The sequence below is a fragment of the Sphingomonas sp. genome (assembly GCF_004799495.1).
Taxonomy (GTDB): domain Bacteria; phylum Pseudomonadota; class Alphaproteobacteria; order Sphingomonadales; family Sphingomonadaceae; genus Sphingomonas.
The window spans coordinates 359,600-379,173 of sequence record NZ_SSMY01000008.1; the positions used below are offsets into that span (position 1 = coordinate 359,600).

Here is a 19,574-nt window from a genome sequence, read left to right on the forward strand (position 1 = left end):
TCGCGATACGGCTGGTCGCGCGGATGCCGTTCCTGTTCGTCGCCGGCCGGCTGTACGGACCCGATGCGGTGGGGCGCTATGCGCTGGCGGTGGTGGTGATCGAGCTCGGCGCGCTGATCGCGACGCTCGGGCTCAAGCGCGGGCTCGCGCTGGCGCTGGCCGAGGCGCCCGAGGGGCGCGAGGACGTCTGCATCGTTTGGGACGCGCTGTTGCTCGCATTGGTCGCGGCGCTGGCGATCGGCGGGCTGCTGTTCGCCGTGCCGCAGATCATGTTTCCGGACGGGGTTACCGACGGTTTCGATCGCTGGTTCGCGCTGACCATCATCCCGATCGCGCTGTCGGACGTCGCGCTCGCCGCGCTCGCCTATCGCCGCAACATCAAGGCGTCGGTGACCGCGCGCGCGATCGTCGAGCCGTGGACGATCTCCGCCGCCGTGTTGCTCTATTACTATATCGCGCGCGACGACGGGCTGACGCTCGCCTATATGACCGCGCTGACCGCGGCGATGGTCGCCTCGCTCATCCCGATGATGCGCAGCTACGGACGGCCGCGCGGCTGGCGCCCGCATCTCGGCCGGGTCGCGGCGATGGCGCGCAGGAACGCGCCGCTCGCGGGGGCCGAGACGATCGAATGGGGCACGCGCAACGTCGACCGCTTCATCCTGGGGATAATGTTCGAGCCCAAGCTCGTCGGCATCTATTACATGGCGCAGCAGATCAGCTCGATCCCGCAGAAGTTGAAGTCGAGTTTCGACCCGATCCTCGGCCCCGTGATCACGCAGAGCCTCGCCAAGAACGACCGCGTCGCGATCGCCCAGCAGGTGCGCCAGGTCGGGTTCTGGATCATGTCGGCGCAGGCGATCGTCGCGCTGATGGGGTCGATCCCGGGCGAGGCGGTGATGGGGCTGATCGGACCGCAATTCGTCTACGGCACCGCGGCGCTCGGGTTCCTGTTGTGGGGCGAAGTGCTGGCGACGCAGGGCGCGGTAAGCGAGGCCGCGCTCGTCTATATGGCGCGGCATCGCAACCTGGCGATTTCGGTGGCGATGCTCGCGTTCCAGATCGCGCTGAGCTTCGCGCTGATCTACACGATCCGCTGGGCCGGCTTTCCCGACAATTACCAGGCGGCGGGCCCCGCGATCGCGCTGATGTTGTCGCTGACGCTGACCTCGCTGATCAAGGCGAGCGTGCTGCGCCGGATGCTCGGCGCGCCGGTGATGGCGTGGCGCTGGTCGTTCCTGGCGGCGATCGTCGCGTCGGTCGCGGTCGGCACGCTCTTCACGCTGTTGCCCAAGCGCTTCGAATGGGTCGAGCTGGTCGCCGGTGAGCCGGCGCTGGTCGCGGGGTTCCTGTTCGTCGTGTGGCGCTGGTCGTTCAAGCCCGAGGACCGCACGCTGTTCCAGAAGCTGCCCGGTGCGGAGCCGCTGGCGGTCTAATCCATCCGTTCGTGTCGAGCGAAGTTGAGACACGTTTGCCGACCGCTCGCGGCCGTTTCTCGACTTCGCTCGAAACGAACGGGGAAAGAGACCGGTGTGATTACAGCGTCGGCCCCGACACCGCGCGGCGGGTCTTGACCGGCATCGCCGCGAACATTTTGGCGATCGCGGAGGTGCGCGTGTCCTCGTTGGCGTAGTCGCGCGCCGACTTGCCGGCGAGGTAGTCCTTGCGGTCGGGATCGGCACCGGCGTCGATCAGCAGCTGGACCATGTCCTGGTCGCGCCGCAGCACCGCCTTGATCAGCGGCGTCTGCCCGCCCTCGCCGACGAAATTGGGATTGGCCTTGCCCTTGAGCAGGATCGGGATCAGCCCGATGAACCCACGGTCGATCGCGATCAACAGCGGCGTATTGCCGTTCCGGTCCTTGAGGTTCGGGTTGGCACCCTTGGCGAGCAGATAGGCAGTGTAGCGCGAATCGTTGCGCTTTGCGACGATGTGCAGCGCGGTTTCGCCCGAGGTGACGTCCTGCGTGTCGATGATCCGCGTGCCGGGCTTGGCGAGGATCTTGTCGACATCGTCGCCCTTGTCGTCGCGCACCGCCTGGAGGAAGGTGTAGCCCGGCGACCCCGAGAGCTGGGCGGCGGCGGGCAGCGGCGCGGCGAGGAGCGCGCCGGCGAGCGCGAAGCGGAGCAGGGGAGCGGCCATGGTTGCGGTACCTGTCTATGCTGGGACGAACTTGCGCCGCCGCGCCTAAACGATCAAGGCTGGCTCCGCGATGAATTTCTCCCGACTTGCGATCGTTTCGGCGCTGGCGCTGGCCGCTTGTTCCGCCACCCCCGCCACCCCGCCGCCGCTCGCCGGCGCGAAGATCGGCGGGCCGTTCGCGCTGACCGACCAGGACGGCAAGGCGGTCACCGACCGGAGCTTCGCGGGCCAATACCGCATCATGTATTTCGGCTACACCTATTGTCCCGACGTGTGCCCGACCACGGCGCAGGCAATCGGCGCGGCGCTGCGGAGTCTCGACAAGAGCGATCCCGCGGTGTCGGCGAAGGTCGTGCCGGTGTTCGTGACGGTCGACCCGGCGCGCGACACGCCGGTGGTGCTCAAGCAATTCGTCCGCGCCTTCTACCCGCGCTTCGTCGGGCTGACCGGTAGCGCCGACGCGATCGCCGCCACCGAAAAGGCGTATGGCGTGTTCGCGGCGCCCGACCCCAAACACCCCGGTCTGGTCGAACATTCGAACGCCGCCTATCTGATGGACCCCGACAACAAGCCGATCGCGCTGCTCCCGACCGATCAGGGGCCTGCCGCGACCGCCGACGAGATCAAGCGCTGGGTCAAATGACCGCCGATCGATTCTGGGAAACGAAGACGCTGGCCGAGCTCGACCGCGGCCAGTGGGAGGCGCTGTGCGACGGCTGCGGCAAATGCTGCCTCCACAAGCTCGAGGATGACACGACGGGTGAGCTCTACCCGACCAACGTCGCGTGCAAATTGCTCGATCGCCGAACCGCGCAGTGCAAGGATTACGGGAACCGGCGCAGCTTCGTGCCCGATTGCGTGCGGCTCGACGCGGGGAACGTGTTCACAACCGACTGGCTGCCCTCGACCTGCGCGTACCGGCTGCGCGCAAACGGCAAGCCGCTCCCCGAATGGCACTATCTGGTGAGCGGCGACCGTGAGGCGGTGCACCGTGCGGGCGAATCGACGCGCGGCTGGACGGTCAGCGAGGACGATGCCGGCGACCTCGAATTCCATTTGGTCGACCGCGCGCTGTGAACCTCGATATCGATATCGTGCGCAACGCGCGCTCGCGGCGGATGCGGCTGTCGGTCGACGCGGCGAGCGGGCGCGTGCGCCTCACGCTGCCGCCGCGCGCGTCATTGAAGCGCGCAATGGCATGGGCCGACGAGCATCGCGGCTGGATCGAGGCGCAGCGCGTGCGCCTGCCCGAGGCGCGGCCGTTCGCGCCGGGCGCGACGATCCCGGTCGAGGGCGAGGAGGTCGCGATCGACTGGTCGCCCGAGCGGTCGCGCGCAATCCGCATCGAGACCGGGCGGCTGATCTGCGGCGGCCCGATCGAAGGGTTGTCGCGGCGCATCGAATCGTGGCTCAAGCGCCGCGCGCTCGCGCTGCTGTCCGACGAGACCGCCGAATATGCCGCCAAGGCCGGCGTCACGATTACGCGCGTGTCGGTCGCCGATGCGAAGGCGCGCTGGGGCAGTTGCGCGTCTACGGGCGCGATCCGCTACAATTGGCGGCTGATCTGCGCCCCGCCGCACGTCCGCCGCGCGACCGTCGCGCACGAAGTCGCGCACCGGCTGCACATGGATCATTCGCCGGCCTTCTACGCGGCGCTACGCGAGCTGTACGCTGCCGATCCGGCCCCGGCGCGCGCGTGGCTCAAGCGCCACGGCGCGAGCCTTCACTGGCTCGGGCGGGATTCCTGAACGGGACGCGGGCGGTCGGCGGGTTGTGAACGGTCGGGGCGCGACGGCGTCTTGCCGCCGCTCGAATCGCCACCGGTCACGCGGTCGAGCCATTTCTTGTCGAGCCGGTCGCCCTGTTTGGGCGGGCCGTCGGGCGCGGTCTGCGGCGCGTCGTCTTCGGAACTCGGCGGCATCCCCGCATCGCCACCGCCGATTGGCGAATCGGGCGCGATCTGGTCCTGTGGGATCGGGTTGCCGTCGGGATCGACGAACACGCCATTGTCGGGCGCGCCGAACCCTTCCTCGTTGTCGAGGGCGAGATCGGGAAGCGTGACGGCGGTGTCGAACTGCTCGATCGGGCGCCCGGCGGTCGCGACCTTCATGAACGCGGCGAACGCGCGCGCGGGCGCGGTGCCGCCCTGCAGCCCCGGCACGGTCTTGGCGTCGTCGCGCCCCATCCACACGCCAGTGGTCAGCCCGGACGAGAAACCGAGAAACCAGCCGTCCTTGTTCGACGTGGTCGTGCCGGTCTTGCCCGCGACCGGGCGACCGATCTGCGCGGCGCGGCCGGTGCCGGTGTTGACGGCCGTTTGCAGGAGGTCGGTCATTTCCTGCGCGACATAGGGCGCGACCAGCACATGGCTGCGGTCGACCTCGTGCTGGTAGATCGTCTCGCCCATCGAGGTGACCTTGGTGATGCCGTACGGCGTCACCGCCACGCCCTTGTTGTAGACGCTGGCGAAGGCGCGAGTCATGTCGATCACGCGGACGTCGTTCGACCCGAGCACCATCGACGGCACGACCTGGATCGGGGTCGAGATGCCGAAGCGCCGCGCCATGTCGGCGATCGTCGAGAAGCCTACCTCTTCGCCCAGCTGCGCCGCGACGGTGTTGACCGAGTAAGCGAAGGCGGTACGCAGATCCATCGCGCCGGCGTTGCGTCCCGACGAGTTGCGCGGGCTCCAGCCCTGGATCGTCACCGGCTGGTCGACGACCTGGTCGCTCGGGCGCTTGCCCGCCTCGAGCGCGGCCAGATAGACGAACAGCTTGAACGCCGACCCCGGCTGACGCAGTGCAGTGATCGATCGGTTGTAGTTCGACGTCACGTAATCCTTGCCGCCGACCATCGCGCGCACCGCGCCGTCGCGGTCGAGGCTGATGAGGGCGCCCTGCGCATTGCCTGGCGCGTTGGCGCGGATCGCCGCATCGCCCGCCGCCTGCATCTTGATGTCGATCGTCGTGTACACTTCGAGCGGACGGCTCGGCTCGTCGATCAGATTCTCGAGCTGCGGCAGCGCCCAGTCGGTAAAATAACGAACGCTGTTCTGATTGGGTTCGGCAGCGAGCTTGACCGCGTGCGGATCGGCCGAGGCGGCTTCCGCGGGCGAAATCTTGCCGGTTTCCTTCATCAGCCCGATCACGACACCGGCGCGGCCGACCGCGGCTTCGGCGTCGGCGGTCGGCGAATAATGCGACGGTGCCTTGACCAGCCCCGCGATGATTGCGGCTTCGCTGAGCGTCAGATGATCGGCGCCGTGGCCGAAGAATTTGCGCGCCGCGGCGTCGATCCCGTACGCGCCGCCGCCGAAATAGACCTTGTTGAGATATAGCTCGAGCACCTGGTCCTTGGTGAACTTGCGCTCGAGCGCGAGCGCCAGGATGCCCTCGCGGAACTTGCGGCCGAACTGCTTGGCCGACGACAGGAAGATGTTGCGCGCGAGCTGCTGCGTGATGGTCGACCCGCCCTGCGCCCAATGGCCTTCCTTGATGCGCACTTCGAACGAGCGCGCGACGCCGATCGGGTCGACCCCCCAATGCTCCCGGAACCGGCGATCCTCGACCGCGACCATCGCGTCCTTCATCACTTGCGGAATCTGGTCGTAGGTCAGCCACTCGCCATAACTCGGGCCCAGGTTGACGATCGGCGTCCCGTCGGCGGCGAGCACGCGGATCATCTGGCCGTTGGGCGAGGATTTCAGCTCGTCGAAGCTGGGAAGCTGCCCGCGCGTCACATAGACCGCGATGACGAGCGCGAGAAACGCGAGGACGAAGGCGATGCCAGTCACCTTGAGCGCCAGCATCAGCCAGCGGCCCCACTTCGGCACGGCACGAATGGTCTTACTCGCCACGGGCGGGGAGATAACGGACTAGAGTCGCGGCTACAAGCGAACGTTAGCCAGCGGCTCTCGGTGTAAAATCCAGGCTGACCGAATTCATGCAGTACCGCAGCCCGGTCGGCGGCGGGCCGTCGGGGAAGACGTGGCCCAAGTGGCTGTCGCAGCGCGCGCAACGGGTTTCGGTTCGCGTCATGCCGTGGCTGGTGTCGCTGTGGTTGGTGACATGATCCTCGGCGATCGGCTGGGTGAAGCTCGGCCAGCCCGATCCCGAATCGTATTTGTCGGCGCTATCGAACAGGTCGAGCCCGCACGCGGCGCAGTGATAAATGCCATCCGCCTTATTGTCGTTGTAGATGCCGCCGAACGCGCGCTCGGTGCCGGCTTCGCGCAGCACGTGATATTGTTCGGGGGTCAAGCGCTGGCGCCATTCGGACTCGGAGAGCGTGAGGTGTTCCATACCCGAGAAATCGTGACGCCAGCATCACGCGTCAAGCGGCATGTGCCTGATCCTGGTCAGGTGCGCGGCGATTCCGGCGAGTGACGGGGCGAGGCGGACCGCCCAGGCCAGCACACTCGCCCAGGCCGGCGTCTCGGCGGCGCGGCGGATCGCGCCGGCGACGGCGAAGGGGCGGACGAGATCGGCGGTGAGGCGCTGCTGGTACGCGATCGACGCGTCCGGCCCGCCGCGCAGATAGGCAGTCGCGGCGCGTAGCCCGCTTTCGATCGCGATCCCCATGCCCTCGCCGGCGAGGCTCGGGATGCAGGCGCTCTGGTCGCCGAGCCGGAACAGCCCGGGCGACGTGTCGGCGGCGCGCCAGCCGTACGGGACGTTGGCGACGGCATCGATCGTCGCGCCGCGTGCGCGCCAGGCGAGCCGCTCGCCCAATCGCGGCGATTCCCGCCCGAGCACATCGAGCAACGCATCGGGCGATCCCGTCTCGCTCAACCGCGAGCGATGCACCGCCATGCAGCAATTGACCGTCCCGTCCTCCTGCCGCGCGAGTCCGGCATAGCCGCGGTCGAAGAGGTGCAGTTCGATCGTCCCGCCGACCAGCCGGTCGAGCGCCTCGGATGGCCCGAGCCGGACGCGCAGCCCCAGCATCGGGTCGTCGGTCAGCGCGACAGGGCGCGCGAGGCCGCGCAGGTCGTGCTTGCCGGTGGCGAGGAACAGCGCATCCGCCGCGATCTCCCCCTCGTCCGCGAGCCGGACAATCCTGTCCTCGGCGCTGCGCACCGCGACCCCGCGCTCGACCGCCGCGCCGGCACTGATCGCGTGCCCCAGCAAGAGCGTGTCGAGCCGCCAGCGCGATACCGCGAGCGCGGGGCGGGGGAGCCACGCCTCGGCCTTGTGCCGCCCCGCGAACAGCCGCAGCCGCCGGATGTCGTCGCGGTTGAGCGCACCGCGGCGGATGCCGATCCGTTCGAGTGTCTCCAGCGTCCGCCAGCTCAGGAACCCGCCGCACAGCGCATCGCCGGTCTCCCGGCTGCGCTCGATCAGCAGGTGCGGCGCCCGCGCCCGCGCGAGCAGCAACGCCGCCGCCGCGCCCGCCGGCCCGCCGCCAACGATCAGCGCAGGCGTTCGACGCACAGCCGGAACGGAAAAGCGCGGTACACGCGCGCGTCAGGCACCCCGGCCTCGGCGAGGATCGGCGGCCACTCGGCCGGCCGATACGACCGCGCGATCGACAGCGTGCCGTCGAGCCGCACGATGCGGTGCCAGCCGAACGTGCGCGCGAGGATCGGGAAGCCCCGATGCGCGAACCCGTGGCGGTGAAGATCGTTGACCAGCCACCCCATCGCGCTCTCGACTTCCATGAAGCGTATGAACGCGACGAGCTGGTCGTGGCTCATGTGATGCGCGACCAGGCTGGAAATCACTATGTCCCAGCCTTGTCCGGCAAGATCTGCGTAATCGCCGGTGATCCAGCGAATCGGCAGACCCGGCGGGGTGTGCTCGCGCGCCGCCAGCTCGCTGCGCGGGTTGAGATCGACCCCCACCAACTCGGCTTCCACACCGCGCTTTGCCGCCCAGCGCGCGATGGTGCGGAGCATGTCGCCGTCGCCAAACCCGACGTCGAGCAGCTTAAAGCGCTTTCGCTCCCCCAATGCGCGCCGCACGAGGCTCAACGTCGGCCGCGCCGCCATCGTCACGACATTCACCTTGGCGAGATCGCCGACCACGTCCGCATAGGTCGCCGCATCCAGATCGTCGGCGTCCATCAGCTCGTCGGCGATGGCGCGCTCGCGCAATGTCACGCGGCGCTCCGGAACCCGAAGCCTTCCGCCGCCAGCCCCGGCCCGAATGCCAGCGCGACGCCGTGCTCGACCGGGCGGCTCCCCAACATCTTCGCCAGCGTGAACATCAGCGTCGCCGACGACATGTTGCCATTGTCGGCAAGCGTTTCGCGCGACGCCCATAGCGCGCCTTGCGGGAGATGATACGCCGCCTCGACTGCGTCGAGGATCGAGCGCCCGCCGGCGTGCACCGCCCAGCCGTCGATCTCCTCGGGCGCCCGCCCGCCGAGCGCGGCTTTGGCAAAATCCGGATCGGCGAGCCCCGCCGCGATCCGTCCCGGCACCTCGCCCGACAGATGCATCGCAAACCCCCGGTCGGTGATGTCCCAGCGGATCAGCCCCGCCGAATCGGGCAGCGTCGTCGCGAACGGCGCGTCGAGCGCGAAGCCGACAGGGTCGCTCGTCACCAGCGCCGCCGCGGCGCCATCGCCGAACTGGAGCATCGCGAGCAATGGCTCGATCTCGGCGGTGTCCTGCAGATGGAGCGAGCACAGCTCGACGCAGACGACGAGCACGCGCGCATCCGGCTCCGACCGCACGATGTGTCGCGCGCTGCGGAGCGCGGCGACCGCGGCGTAGCACCCCATGAACCCGACCAGCAGACGCTCGACGCTCGGCGCGATCCCCAGTCGCGCCGCGACGATCTGGTCGATCCCGGGTGCGACGAACCCGGTGCAACTCGCCACCACCAGGTGCGTGATCCCATCCAACTCGACCTGCTCGCCCAGCGCCGCGGTCGCCGCGATGCTCAGCTTGGGCGCCTCCTCGGCATAGACCGCCATCCGCGCGCCTGTCCCCGGCATGAAGCCATGCTCGTAGAACCCGCCCGGCGCGACCGGCGATCCGCCGCCGGACGCTTGCGGAAGCACGGTCCAGCGATGCTCGATCCCCGACCGCGCGACCATCCGCCCGAACACTTTGGCGAGCCGCGGATCGGCGATCTTCGGCGTCGCCCAGTCGATGAACGCATGGTGCGCATCGTGCGGCGGCACGGCGGTGCCGATGGCGTTGAGATAGGCGGGTTGGGTCAACGGCCGGCCGCCTGGCTCGCTTCGAACACCGCGAACTGCGCGGCGAACGCGCGCTCGAACGCCGGCCGCTCCTGCGCGCGGGCGACATAGCCGGCGAGGTTGGGATAACCGTCGAGCAGCGCGAACGCGGCGGGGCGGAGCAGCACCTCGACCATCATCAGGTCGCCCGCGCTGAAATCGCCGTCGAGCCATTGGGCATCGCCCAGCCGCTCGGATAATTGGCGCAGGCGGTTGCCGACGCGCACGTCGAGGATCGGCAAGCGGTCGGCGAACCACGGCTTGTCGCGTTCGAGCAGCAGAAAGGCTTCGCGCTCGATCACCACCGGCTCGACCGTGCTGAGCGCGGCGATCATCCAGGTGACCGCGCGGGTGCGGGCGTCGGGATCGGCCGGGAGCAGGCCGGGATGCGTCTCGGCGATATGGAGGACGATCGCGCCGGTCTCGAAGATCGTCAGGCCGCCTTCCTCCCAGGTCGGGATCTGCCCGAACGGATGCCGCGCGAGGTGCGACGGCTCCTTCATCTCGGCGAAGGTGACGAGGCGGACGTCATAGGGCTGGCCGACCTCCTCGAGCGCCCAGCGCACGCGCATGTCGCGCGCGAGGCCGCGGCCCCGGTCGGGCGAATCCCTGAAGGCGGTGATCGTCGGTTTCATGCGGCACGGCTCCTCGGGTCGCAGCTTCGCCCAACGCACGGTGCGCGGCAAGCGTTGCCGGTGGTCGGCCCGGACCCTAAGGAAACGCGATGACCGCCACGCGTTTCGCCCCCAGCCCGACCGGCCACCTCCATGTCGGCAACATCCGCACCGCGATCCTCAGCTGGATGTGCGCGCGGCACGTCGGCGGGCGGTTCGTGCTGCGGATCGACGATACCGATCGCGAGCGCAGCGAAGAGCGGTTCGTCGAGTCGATCCGCGCCGATCTGGCGTGGCTCGGGCTGACCCCGGACGCCGAGGTGCGCCAGTCGCAGCGATTCGATCTCTACCAGCGGCGCTTCGACGAGCTGCGCGCCGCGGGCCGCGTCTATCCGGCGTACGAGACCGCACAGGAACTCGACCTCAAGCGCAAGGTGCAATTGGGGCGTGGGTTGCCGCCGATCTACGACCGCGCCGCGCTCGCGCTGAGCGACACCGATCGCGTGAAACTGGAGGCCGGGGGCGTCCGCCCGCACTGGCGCTTCAAGCTCTCGCCCGGCGTGATCGAATGGGACGATTTGATCCGCGGGCACCAGCGTTTCGACGCCGCGACGATGAGCGACCCGGTGATCCGCCGCGCCGACGGGTCGTGGCTCTACATGCTCCCGTCGGCGATCGACGATGTCGACCTCGGCATCAGCCATGTCGTGCGCGGCGAGGATCACGTGTCGAACACCGCGCTCCAGATCCAGATGTTCGCCGCGATGGGCGCGCCCGTGCCCGCCTTCGCGCACGCCGCGTTGCTGACGGGGGCGGAAGGGAAATTGTCGAAGCGGCTCGGGTCGCTCGGCGCCGAGCATTTCCGCGAGGAAGGGATCGAGCCGCAGGCGATCGTATCGCTGCTCGCGCGGATCGGGACGAGCGACCCGGTCGAAGCCTTCGCCAACCCCGCCCCCCTGATCGCCGCGTTCGATTTCTCGCGTTTCGGCCGCGCGCCGGCGCGGTTCGACGAAGCCGAGCTCGCGCAGGTCAACGCGCGGATCGTCCACCAGCTCGATTATGCGGCTGTGGCCGACCGGCTGCCGGCGGGGATGGACGCGGCGGGGTGGGAAGCGATCCGGCCCAACCTGTCGACCGTCGCCGACGCCGCCGACTGGTGGCACGTGGTCGAGGGGCCGGTCGCCGCATCGGTCGATCCGGAAGACCGCGGCTTCCTCGCCGCCGCGCACCGCATCGCTGGCGAAATCGACTGGGCGGCCGACCCGTGGCACGCGCTGACCGCCGCGCTCAAGGACGAGACCGGACGCAAGGGCAAGCCACTGTTCCTGCCCTTGCGCCGCGCGCTGACCGGGCGCGATCATGGGCCGGACATGGCCGCGCTGCTCCCGCTGATCGGGCGCGACCGCGCCTTGGAGCGTCTTGCTACCCCTTGATCATCATTTGTTGCGGAACTTAATGTAACGTTGTATCATTACACAGACTCGGCGACCAACGCCGGGGTAAGGAGAGAGGATACGGCGTATGTATGCGAACCAATTCGCTGCCGATCGCGGTTTGAAACCGGGCAGCATGACGCTGGCGCTGGCGATGACCGTGCTGCCGATCGCGGGGCTGATCGTGTCGACCCATGCGGACAAGATCATCGCGGTGTTCGACCCGCCGATCGAGGTCAAGAACATCCCGCTGCCCAAGGATCCGCCGCCCGACCCGCAGCCGCACCCCAAGGCCGACAAGCCGATCGACCAGAAGGTCTATACGCCCCCGATCGACCTGCCGCCGCTCAGCGAAAATCACGTCATCACCACCCCGACCTTCCCCGACCCGCCGCCGCCGACCCCGCCGGGCACGGGCACCGTCATCACGCAGCCGCCACCCCCGATCGCCAAGCCCGTGATCGTCGGCGCGGCGTACGACCCGCGCTTCGCGAACGTGCTCCAGCCGCCCTATCCGGCGTCCGAAATCCGCAGCGGCAATAGCGGACGCGTGGTGATCCGCGTGCTGATCGGCACCGACGGGCGCGTGCGCCAGGTCGAGCGCGTGTCCGCCGCCAGCGATGCCTTCTTCGCCGCAGCGGAGAAGCAGGCGTTGACCAAGTGGCGCTTCAAGCCGGCGACCAGCGACGGAATGCCGATCGAGCAATGGAAGGTGATGGGCCTGCGCTTCGAATTGCAGGATCAGGAATAAGGTGGAGTCATCCTTGCGCGCTTCACGGCGCGTGAGCGGTGCCGGCCCGCTCCCCACCCGACCACCCATTTCAGGATACGCTGTGGGCGGTCGGGTGGGGGAGTGGGCCGGCACCGCAGCGATTGGGCGGAGGCTGATCGCCCAATCGAAAGACTCGGGCTGGTCTCGCGCCGGCCCCGCCCCTATCTTGGCCGCATGGCCGTCATGACTCGATTCAATCCCTTGCGCGCGTTCGGCGACTTGCGCCGCTTCCTCGCCTCGCGCGGGCGGCATGAAATCATCTTCCTGTTCGCGGCGCTGATCCTTTGCACGCTGATCCTCGGCGGGTTCGCGATCGCATCGAACGTCGAGAAACCGTACCGGCCGCCCGACATCATCTACGTCCAGTCGTGGCGCGCCGACCGCACCGATGCGGAGATCGTCGCGCAGCAGAAGATCGACATGGAAAAGAAGAAGATCCAGGACGCCAAGGAAGCGCAGTTCGAGGCCGAGAAGCGCGCCGAGTTCAAGCGTGCGAGCGACGCCCTGAAGAAATGGGGCATCTGACCCCGGACCCGCGCTGGATGGGCGCCGCGCTGGCGCTCGCGGAGCGTGGCAAGGGACGCACCGCGCCCAACCCCACTGTCGGGTGCGTTATCGTCAACGACGGGCGAGTCGTCGGGCGCGGTTGGACGCAACCGGGCGGGCGACCGCACGCCGAGGCGATGGCACTGGCCGAAGCGGGCGCGGCGGCACGTGGCGCGACCGTTTACACGACGCTCGAGCCGTGCGCGCATGCCAGCCCACGCGGCCCGGCGTGCAGCGACTTGCTGGTCGAGGCGGGCGTGGCGCGCGTGGTCGCGGCGCTGGGCGACCCCGACCCACGCACCGACGGCAAGGGGCACGAGCGGCTGCGCGAAGCCGGGATCGCGGTGGAGGTCGGGGCGAATGCCGCCGAGGCGCGGCGCTCGATGGCGGGGTTCCTGACGCGGCGAGCGCTCGGCCGCCCGCACGTCACGCTCAAGCTCGCGACGTCGCTCGATGGCTGCATCGCGCTGGCGAGCGGCGAGAGCCAGTGGATCACCGGCGCCCCGGCGCGCGCGCACGCGCACGTCGAACGCTCGCGGCACGAGGCGATCCTGGTCGGGCGCGGGACGTATGAGGCGGACAGACCGACGCTCGACGTGCGGCTGGACGGGCTGGCGAATCGCAGCCCGCGCCGCCTGATCCTCTCCTCCCGTCACCCTCACCCTTCCGGCGCTGACGCGCCTTCCTCCCTCTCCCGATGGGAGAGGGAAGGGGCCCACGACGCGCAGCGTCGTGGGAAGGGTGAGGGTGGCTGGGGATGGATCACATCGCCCCAAGCCATCGCGCAACTCGAAAATGTCGACCATCTCCTCGTCGAAGGGGGCGCGCAGACGGCTGCCGCGTTCCTCGCCGCCGACCTGGTCGACCGCCTGCTCCTCTACCGCGCGCCGATCCTGATCGGCGGCGGCACGTCGGCGCTCGGCGAGATCGGCCTGACCGACCTCGCGAGCGCGCATGGCCGCTGGCGGTTGCGCGACCGGCGGATGTTGGGCATCGACACGTTCGAAGAATTCGAGCGAGTGCGCTGAACCATGTTCACCGGCATCATCACCGATATCGGCACGATCGAGCGCGTCGAGCAGCGCGGCGACCTGCGCGTGCGCGTCGCGACCGCCTACGATACCGCGACCGTCGATCTCGGCGCGTCGATCGCATGCTCGGGCGTGTGCCTGACCGTCATCGATAAAGGCCCCGGTTGGTTCACCGTCGACGTGTCAGGTGAAACCGCGTCGCGCACCGCGCACGGGCAATGGAGCGAGGGGCGACAGCTCAACCTCGAACGCGCGATGAAGCTGGGCGACGAGCTCGGCGGGCATATCGTCACGGGACATGTCGATGGCGTCGCCGAAGTGGCCGCAGTCGAAGCGGTCGGCGATTCGCGCGTGGTGACGTTCCGGTTGCCGGGCGACCTCGCGCCGTTCGTCGCGGCCAAGGGGTCGGTGACGGTCGACGGCGTGTCGCTGACGGTCAACACGGTGGCTGACGGCGCCGGCGGGACGACCTTCGCGGTCAATTTGATCCCGCACACGCAGGCGGTGACCACGCTCGGCGCGCTTGCCGTGGGGCAGGCGGTCAATATCGAGATCGACGTGCTCGCGCGCTATCTTCAGCGGATGCAGTCGCTCGCCGGGCAAAGATAGTCCTTCCCGCCAGGGGGCGGATAAAATGCTGGCAATGTTGGAGTTGGTTTGAGATCGTCGTCCGATGGATCAGGGCGCGAGCCAGTCTTATCACATCACAGGGTGCTGCAAGTGCCTAGTTCGCGGCGAAATCAGCGTGGTCACTGCGAACATTGGGAACATTCACCGGTCGCTCCCGTCAAGCGATGTGATTTTGCACTTGGTCGATCACATTGTAGTGTGATAATCGCCCGGTCATGAGCACGATGCTGATCGATCGCGTTCGCGATCTCGTCGCGTCGGGCGGGATTTCCCGCTCCGGCCTCGCCCGCGCCGCGGGGCTCCACGCCAACTCGTTGCGCAGCCTCGACGAGCAGGAGTGGAACCCCACCGCCGACACGCTCAGGAAACTCGAAACGTATCTCACCCAGCGCGAGAAGCGCCCCGCGCTCGTCCCGATCGAGGAGATCATCGAGGAGGCGCGCAACGGTCGGATGTTCATCCTCGTCGACGACGAGGACCGCGAGAACGAGGGCGATCTCGTCATCCCCGCGCAGATGGCGACTCCCGACGCGATCAACTTCATGGCGAAGTACGGCCGCGGGCTCGTCTGCCTCGCGATGACGCGCGAGCGGATCGACGCGCTCGGGCTCGAACTGATGAGCCGCCACAACGGCACGCGGCACGAGACCGCGTTCACCGTGTCGATCGAGGCGCGCGAGGGCGTCACCACCGGCATCTCCGCGCACGACCGCGCGCGTACCGTCTCGGTCGCGATCGACGCGACGAAGCACCGCCAGGACATCGTCACGCCAGGCCACGTCTTCCCGCTGGTCGCCCGCGACGGCGGCGTGCTGGTCCGCGCCGGACATACCGAGGCGGCGGTCGACGTCGCGCGGCTCGCCGGGCTCAATCCCTCCGGCGTGATCTGCGAGATCATGAACGAGGACGGGACGATGGCGCGGATGGACGACCTCGTCGCGTTCGCCGACACGCACCGGCTCAAGATCGGCACGATCCGCGACCTGATCGCGTATCGACGCCAGCACGACCATCTGGTCGAGCGCCGCGCCGAGGCGCGCTTCACCAGCCGCTGGGGCGGCGAGTGGCTTGCCACGACCTTCTACAACAAGGCGACGGGCACCGAGCAGATCGCGCTGATCAAGGGACGGATCGATCCCGACAAGCCGACGCTGGTGCGGATGCACGCGATGAACGTGTTCGCCGACATGTTCGGCGAGGAAGGCGGGCGCGGCGGGCTGCTCGGCCGCTCGATGGAGTTGATCGGCGAGGCGGGGTCGGGGGTGGTCGTGCTGCTGTCGCAGACCGGGCCGGGCGGGTTCACCCGGGCGCTCGAGCGCAAGGCCGGCGCCGCGTCGGGCGGTGGCGACGAATTGCGCGACTATGGCGTCGGCGCACAGATCCTGACCGAGCTCGGGGTCGAGGACATGATCCTGCTGACCAACACACACCACACGCTGGTCGCGCTCGACGGCTATGGCCTGTCGATCGTCGGCGAGCGGCGGATCGAACCGGTGTGACCGTCGATCGCGGCATCGACGAGGAAACCGGCGAGCCCAAATATGCGCGGGTCGAGCTCGAACGGCGCTGGCGGATCGATCCGGCCGTGCGCCCGCCGCTCAACGACGCTTGTGTCACGATCATCAACGACCGCTACATCGACGGCACGCGGCTGCGCTTGCGGCGGATGTACCGGCCCGACCTCGGCGAGACCAAGTGGAAGCTGACCAAGAAATATGAGTGCGCAGAGGCCCGTGCACGGCCGATCGTGACCGCGTATCTCACCGAACAGGAGTACGACCTGCTGTGCGTTTTGCCGGCGCGGCCGCTCGCCAAGCGGCGCCATCACGTGCGCTGGGACGGGCGATGGTGGAGCGTTGATCTGTTCGAGGGCGCGTTCGCAGGGTTGGAGCTGATCGAGGTCGAGGCCGAGGATCGCGCGACGCTCGACGCGCTCGTGCCGCCCGGTTGGGCCGGGCGTGAAGTCACCGACGATCCGCGCTATCAGGGCGGCGCGCTGGCCGCGCAGGGGTTACCGGAGGATTAGATGGCGCGGATATTGATCGTCGAAGCGCGGTTCTACGACCATCTCAACGACATGCTGCTGGCGGGCGCGCGCGCGGCGATCGAGGCGGCGGGGCATGAGCACGAGACCGTGGCCGTCCCCGGTGCGCTCGAAGCGCCCGGCGCGATCGCGCTCGCGGTGGAAACCGGGCGGTACGACGCGTTCGTCGCGCTCGGCGTGGTGATCCGCGGCGAGACCTATCATTTCGAGATCGTCTCGAACGAAAGCGCGCGCGGGATCATGGCGCTGACGATGGACGGCATCGCGATCGGCAACGGCATCCTGACGGTCGAGAACGAAGCGCAGGCGATCTACCGCGCCGATCCGAAGCAGGCCGACAAAGGCGGTGGCGCGGCCAAGGCAGCGCTGGCGATGCTCGGACTGCGCGAACGCTTCGCCTAGACGCGCTGAATCACGCCCTTGCGGTGGAGCGCGTCGAGCACCTTGCGCCATAGCGGCATCGACATGAGGCCCGGCTGGCCCAGCCACGGATTGACGAAGCAGAGCGCGAGCGCGGTCACCGTGCCGAGCAGCACCGCCCAGCCGCGCCGCCGGATCAGCGCGGCATATTCGGGGTCTAGGTCGTCGGCCGCGACCGGCGCCGCTACCGCCATGCTGTTGTTCCACAGGTTGCAGAAAGCGACGAACAGCAACCACACGCAATAGGCCGCCGACGGCACCAGCTTGCCGTAATAATCGCTGACCAGCGCGGTGAAGAACGGCATCGCGGCCACCGCCAGCAGCAGGAAGAGGTTGGGCATCACGAGCTTGGGGGACCAGTGCCGCGCGCAATCGAACGCGCGGTGATGCCCGTGCCAGAACGCGCCGACCACGAAGAACGAGATCAGGAAGCCCATGAACTGCGGGATCATGTCGACCAGTGCCTGCAGGAACGCTTCGTTGCTCGTGCGGTACGGCAAATGCGGGAATTTGAGCTCGATGACGAGCAGCGTGATCGAAATCGCGAACACCGCGTCGGAAAAGAACACCAGCCGCTCAAGCGCATGCGCCGGTGCGCCGTGATGCATCGGCCGATCGGTTTCCGCGTCGCTCATGCCAATCCCCCTTGCCGCCATGCTGCCCGTCGCGACGCCGCTTGCCAAGCGCCCGCATCACCCGCCATCATCATCTTCGCACACAGGAGACGATGATGTCCGACCAGTCGCTCTATCCGGTCCCCGCCGAATGGGCGAAGCGCGCCAAGGTCAACCGCGCCGGGTACGAGAAACTCTATGGCCGCAGCCTCGCCGACCCCGGCAGCTTCTGGCTCGAACAGGCGCGGCGGCTCGACTGGATCAAGCGGCCGGAGATCGCCGGCGACTGGTCGTTCGACAAGGCCGATTTCCATATCAGCTGGTTTTCGGACGGCGTGCTCAACGCGTCGGCCAATTGCCTCGACCGGCACCTCGCCAAAAACGGCGACGCAGTCGCGCTGATCTGGGAGCCCGACGATCCCGCTGAGGCGCCGCGGCGGATCACCTATCGCGAGCTCCACGCGCAAGTGTGCAAGTTCGCCAACGCGCTCAAGGATCGCGGCGTCCAAAAGGGCGACCGAGTCACGATCTATTTGCCGATGATCCCCGAAGCCGCGGTCGCGTTGCTCGCCTGCGCACGGATCGGCGCGATCCATTCGGTGGTGTTCGGCGGCTTCTCGCCCGAGGCGCTGGCGGGACGGATAGAGGATTGCGGATCGACCGTCGTGATCACCGCGGACGAAGGGCGACGCGGGGGCAAGAAGGTGCCGCTCAAGGCCAATGTCGACGCTGCTCGCAAGCTCGCGCCGGGGCTAGACACGGTGATCGTCGTCAAGGCGACCGGCGGCGATGTGCCGATGGGCGACGGCGACCATTGGTATCACGACCTGCTCGATGCCGCCGTGCCCGATTGTCGGCCCGAGCCGATGTCGGCCGAGGACCCGTTGTTCATCCTCTACACGTCGGGGTCGACGGGTAAGCCCAAGGGCGTGCTCCACACCACCGGCGGCTATCTCGTCTGGGTCAGCCTCAGCCACGAACTGACCTTCGATTACCGCCCGGGGCAGGTCTATTGGTGCGCCGCCGATATCGGCTGGGTCACCGGGCACAGCTACATCCTCTACGGCCCGCTCGCGAACGGCACGACGTCGGTGATGTTCGAAGGCGTCCCCAACTGGCCCGACGCCAGCCGCATCTGGCAAGTGTGCGACCGGCATGGCGTCGAGATCCTCTACACCGCGCCGACCGCTTTGCGCGCGCTGATGAAGGAGGGCGACCACTTCGTCGCCGCGACCAGCCGCGCGAGCCTCAAGCTGCTCGGCACCGTCGGCGAGCCGATCAACCCCGAGGCGTGGCGCTGGTATCACGATGTCGTCGGCGAAGGCCGCTGCCCGGTGGTCGATACCTGGTGGCAGACCGAAACCGGCGGGCACATGATCACGCCCTTGCCGGGTGCGACCGACCTCAAGCCCGGCAGCGCGACCTTCCCCTTCCCCGGCGTCGATCCGCAGATCGTCGACAGCGAGGGCGTCGTCCAGATCGGTGCGTGCGAAGGCAACCTCGTCATCGCGCGCAGCTGGCCGGGGCAGATGCGCACCGTGTGGGGCGACCACGACCGCTTCTTCCAGACCTATTTCACCACCTACAAGGGCAAATATTTCACCGGCGACGGGTGCCGCCGCGACGCGGACGGCTATTACTGGATCACCGGGCGCGTCGATGACGTGATCAATGTGTCGGGCCACCGCATGGGGACGGCAGAGGTCGAGAGCGCGCTCGTGCTCCACCCCAAGGTGGCGGAGGCCGCGGTGGTCGGCTTCCCGCACGACATCAAGGGACAGGGCATCTACGCGTACGTGACGCTCAACGCGGGCGAGGCGGCGTCGGACGATCTGCGCAAGGAACTGGTCGGCTGGGTCAGGAAGGAAATCGGCCCGATCGCCGCGCCCGACGCGATTCAGTTCGCGGCCGGCCTGCCCAAGACGCGGAGCGGCAAGATCATGCGCCGCATCCTGCGCAAGATCGCAGAAGGCGATGTGTCCTCGCTCGGCGATACCTCGACGCTCGCCGACTCCGCGGTGGTCGACGATCTGGTCGAGAACCGCGTCGGATAGCCCGCGACCCGAACGCGTGCAGGACGACCGCGCGCCTTCGCCCGAGGGAACAGCGAGCCTGTCCGTTGGTTAGCAGTGAAAGCACA

Annotated in this window: 21 protein-coding genes; 13 read left to right on the forward strand and 8 right to left on the reverse strand. The window is 68.5% G+C overall.

The window, feature by feature from the left end:
- Positions 1 to 23 precede the first annotated feature (23 nt).
- The gene (locus E7773_RS09720) at positions 24 to 1,436 is read left to right on the forward strand and encodes a lipopolysaccharide biosynthesis protein (protein ID WP_293990792.1); all 1,413 of its coding nucleotides are present in this window, start codon (positions 24 to 26) and stop codon (positions 1,434 to 1,436) included.
- Positions 1,437 to 1,536: 100 nt separating this feature from the next.
- Here the strand turns inward: E7773_RS09720 and E7773_RS09725 are convergent, their stop codons facing one another.
- The gene (locus E7773_RS09725) at positions 1,537 to 2,142 is read right to left on the reverse strand and encodes an ankyrin repeat domain-containing protein (RefSeq protein WP_293990568.1); all 606 of its coding nucleotides are present in this window, start codon (positions 2,140 to 2,142) and stop codon (positions 1,537 to 1,539) included.
- A 70-nt stretch (positions 2,143 to 2,212) separates the two neighbouring features.
- Here E7773_RS09725 and E7773_RS09730 point away from each other — a divergent pair, with 70 nt between their 5' ends.
- From E7773_RS09730 to E7773_RS09740, 3 genes are read left to right on the forward strand one after another with little or no spacing between them, the layout of a single operon-like run.
- Positions 2,213 to 2,785 (forward strand): SCO family protein, encoded by a 573-nt coding sequence (locus tag E7773_RS09730; RefSeq protein WP_293990570.1) that lies wholly within the window; start codon positions 2,213 to 2,215, stop codon positions 2,783 to 2,785.
- The gene (locus tag E7773_RS09735) at positions 2,782 to 3,219 is read left to right on the forward strand and encodes a YcgN family cysteine cluster protein (protein ID WP_293990572.1); all 438 of its coding nucleotides are present in this window, start codon (positions 2,782 to 2,784) and stop codon (positions 3,217 to 3,219) included. The genes E7773_RS09730 and E7773_RS09735 overlap by 4 nt, the downstream gene beginning before the upstream one ends.
- The gene (locus tag E7773_RS09740; RefSeq protein ID WP_293990574.1) at positions 3,216 to 3,890 is read left to right on the forward strand and encodes a SprT family zinc-dependent metalloprotease; all 675 of its coding nucleotides are present in this window, start codon (positions 3,216 to 3,218) and stop codon (positions 3,888 to 3,890) included. The genes E7773_RS09735 and E7773_RS09740 overlap by 4 nt, the downstream gene beginning before the upstream one ends.
- Here E7773_RS09740 and E7773_RS09745 read toward each other — a convergent pair.
- From E7773_RS09745 to E7773_RS09770, 6 genes are all read right to left on the reverse strand, one after another.
- On the reverse strand, positions 3,866 to 5,950 hold the full coding sequence (locus E7773_RS09745; RefSeq protein WP_293990794.1) for a PBP1A family penicillin-binding protein: 2,085 nt from the start codon (positions 5,948 to 5,950) through the stop codon (positions 3,866 to 3,868). The two genes, E7773_RS09740 and E7773_RS09745, sit on opposite strands and share 25 nt — an antisense overlap.
- A 91-nt stretch (positions 5,951 to 6,041) precedes the next feature.
- Positions 6,042 to 6,443 (reverse strand): peptide-methionine (R)-S-oxide reductase MsrB, encoded by a 402-nt coding sequence (gene msrB / locus E7773_RS09750; protein ID WP_293990576.1) that lies wholly within the window; start codon positions 6,441 to 6,443, stop codon positions 6,042 to 6,044.
- 24 nt (positions 6,444 to 6,467) lie between these two features.
- Positions 6,468 to 7,574, reverse strand: a complete 1,107-nt coding sequence (locus tag E7773_RS09755; RefSeq protein WP_293990578.1) for an FAD-dependent monooxygenase — start codon at positions 7,572 to 7,574, stop codon at positions 6,468 to 6,470.
- A complete protein-coding gene (locus E7773_RS09760) occupies positions 7,553 to 8,242 on the reverse strand; it encodes a methyltransferase domain-containing protein (protein ID WP_293990580.1) in 690 nt (229 codons plus the stop codon). The genes E7773_RS09755 and E7773_RS09760 overlap by 22 nt, the downstream gene beginning before the upstream one ends.
- Positions 8,239 to 9,312 (reverse strand): type III polyketide synthase, encoded by a 1,074-nt coding sequence (locus E7773_RS09765; protein WP_293990582.1) that lies wholly within the window; start codon positions 9,310 to 9,312, stop codon positions 8,239 to 8,241. Before E7773_RS09765 ends, E7773_RS09760 begins: the two co-directional genes overlap by 4 nt.
- Complete coding sequence (locus E7773_RS09770) at positions 9,309 to 9,965, reverse strand: glutathione S-transferase family protein (RefSeq protein ID WP_293990584.1); 657 nt, start codon at positions 9,963 to 9,965, stop codon at positions 9,309 to 9,311. Before E7773_RS09770 ends, E7773_RS09765 begins: the two co-directional genes overlap by 4 nt.
- Positions 9,966 to 10,054: 89 nt before the next feature.
- On the opposite strand from E7773_RS09770, the gene gltX reads away from it, so the two are divergent.
- The 8 genes from gltX to ribH all read left to right on the forward strand — a co-directional run bounded on the left by gltX (position 10,055) and on the right by ribH (position 16,802).
- On the forward strand, positions 10,055 to 11,377 hold the full coding sequence (gene gltX, locus E7773_RS09775) for a glutamate--tRNA ligase (RefSeq protein WP_293990586.1): 1,323 nt from the start codon (positions 10,055 to 10,057) through the stop codon (positions 11,375 to 11,377).
- Between the two features lie 88 nt (positions 11,378 to 11,465).
- Positions 11,466 to 12,128, forward strand: a complete 663-nt coding sequence (locus tag E7773_RS09780) for a TonB family protein (RefSeq protein ID WP_293990588.1) — start codon at positions 11,466 to 11,468, stop codon at positions 12,126 to 12,128.
- Between the two features lie 195 nt (positions 12,129 to 12,323).
- Entirely contained in the window at positions 12,324 to 12,674 is a 351-nt protein-coding gene (locus E7773_RS09785) for a hypothetical protein (RefSeq protein WP_293990590.1), read from the forward strand.
- Positions 12,662 to 13,723 (forward strand): bifunctional diaminohydroxyphosphoribosylaminopyrimidine deaminase/5-amino-6-(5-phosphoribosylamino)uracil reductase RibD, encoded by a 1,062-nt coding sequence (ribD, locus tag E7773_RS09790; protein WP_293990592.1) that lies wholly within the window; start codon positions 12,662 to 12,664, stop codon positions 13,721 to 13,723. Before E7773_RS09785 ends, ribD begins: the two co-directional genes overlap by 13 nt.
- Before the next feature lie 3 nt (positions 13,724 to 13,726).
- Positions 13,727 to 14,335 carry a riboflavin synthase gene (locus E7773_RS09795; RefSeq protein ID WP_293990594.1) on the forward strand — a complete coding sequence of 203 codons (609 nt, stop codon included), beginning with the start codon at positions 13,727 to 13,729 and terminating at the stop codon, positions 14,333 to 14,335.
- Positions 14,336 to 14,571: 236 nt separating this feature from the next.
- On the forward strand, positions 14,572 to 15,855 hold the full coding sequence (gene ribB, locus E7773_RS09800; protein WP_293990597.1) for a 3,4-dihydroxy-2-butanone-4-phosphate synthase: 1,284 nt from the start codon (positions 14,572 to 14,574) through the stop codon (positions 15,853 to 15,855).
- Positions 15,852 to 16,382, forward strand: coding sequence for a hypothetical protein (locus E7773_RS09805; RefSeq protein WP_293990599.1), 531 nt, complete (start codon positions 15,852 to 15,854; stop codon positions 16,380 to 16,382). The genes ribB and E7773_RS09805 overlap by 4 nt, the downstream gene beginning before the upstream one ends.
- A complete protein-coding gene (gene ribH / locus E7773_RS09810) occupies positions 16,383 to 16,802 on the forward strand; it encodes a 6,7-dimethyl-8-ribityllumazine synthase (protein ID WP_293990601.1) in 420 nt (139 codons plus the stop codon).
- Here the strand turns inward: ribH and E7773_RS09815 are convergent.
- Positions 16,799 to 17,455 (reverse strand): TMEM175 family protein, encoded by a 657-nt coding sequence (locus tag E7773_RS09815; RefSeq protein WP_293990603.1) that lies wholly within the window; start codon positions 17,453 to 17,455, stop codon positions 16,799 to 16,801. The genes ribH and E7773_RS09815 overlap by 4 nt on opposite strands.
- A gap of 95 nt (positions 17,456 to 17,550) precedes the next feature.
- Between E7773_RS09815 and acs the strand changes: the two genes are divergently transcribed.
- On the forward strand, positions 17,551 to 19,488 hold the full coding sequence (gene acs / locus E7773_RS09820; RefSeq protein ID WP_293990605.1) for an acetate--CoA ligase: 1,938 nt from the start codon (positions 17,551 to 17,553) through the stop codon (positions 19,486 to 19,488).
- The last annotated feature ends 86 nt before the right edge of the window (positions 19,489 to 19,574 follow it).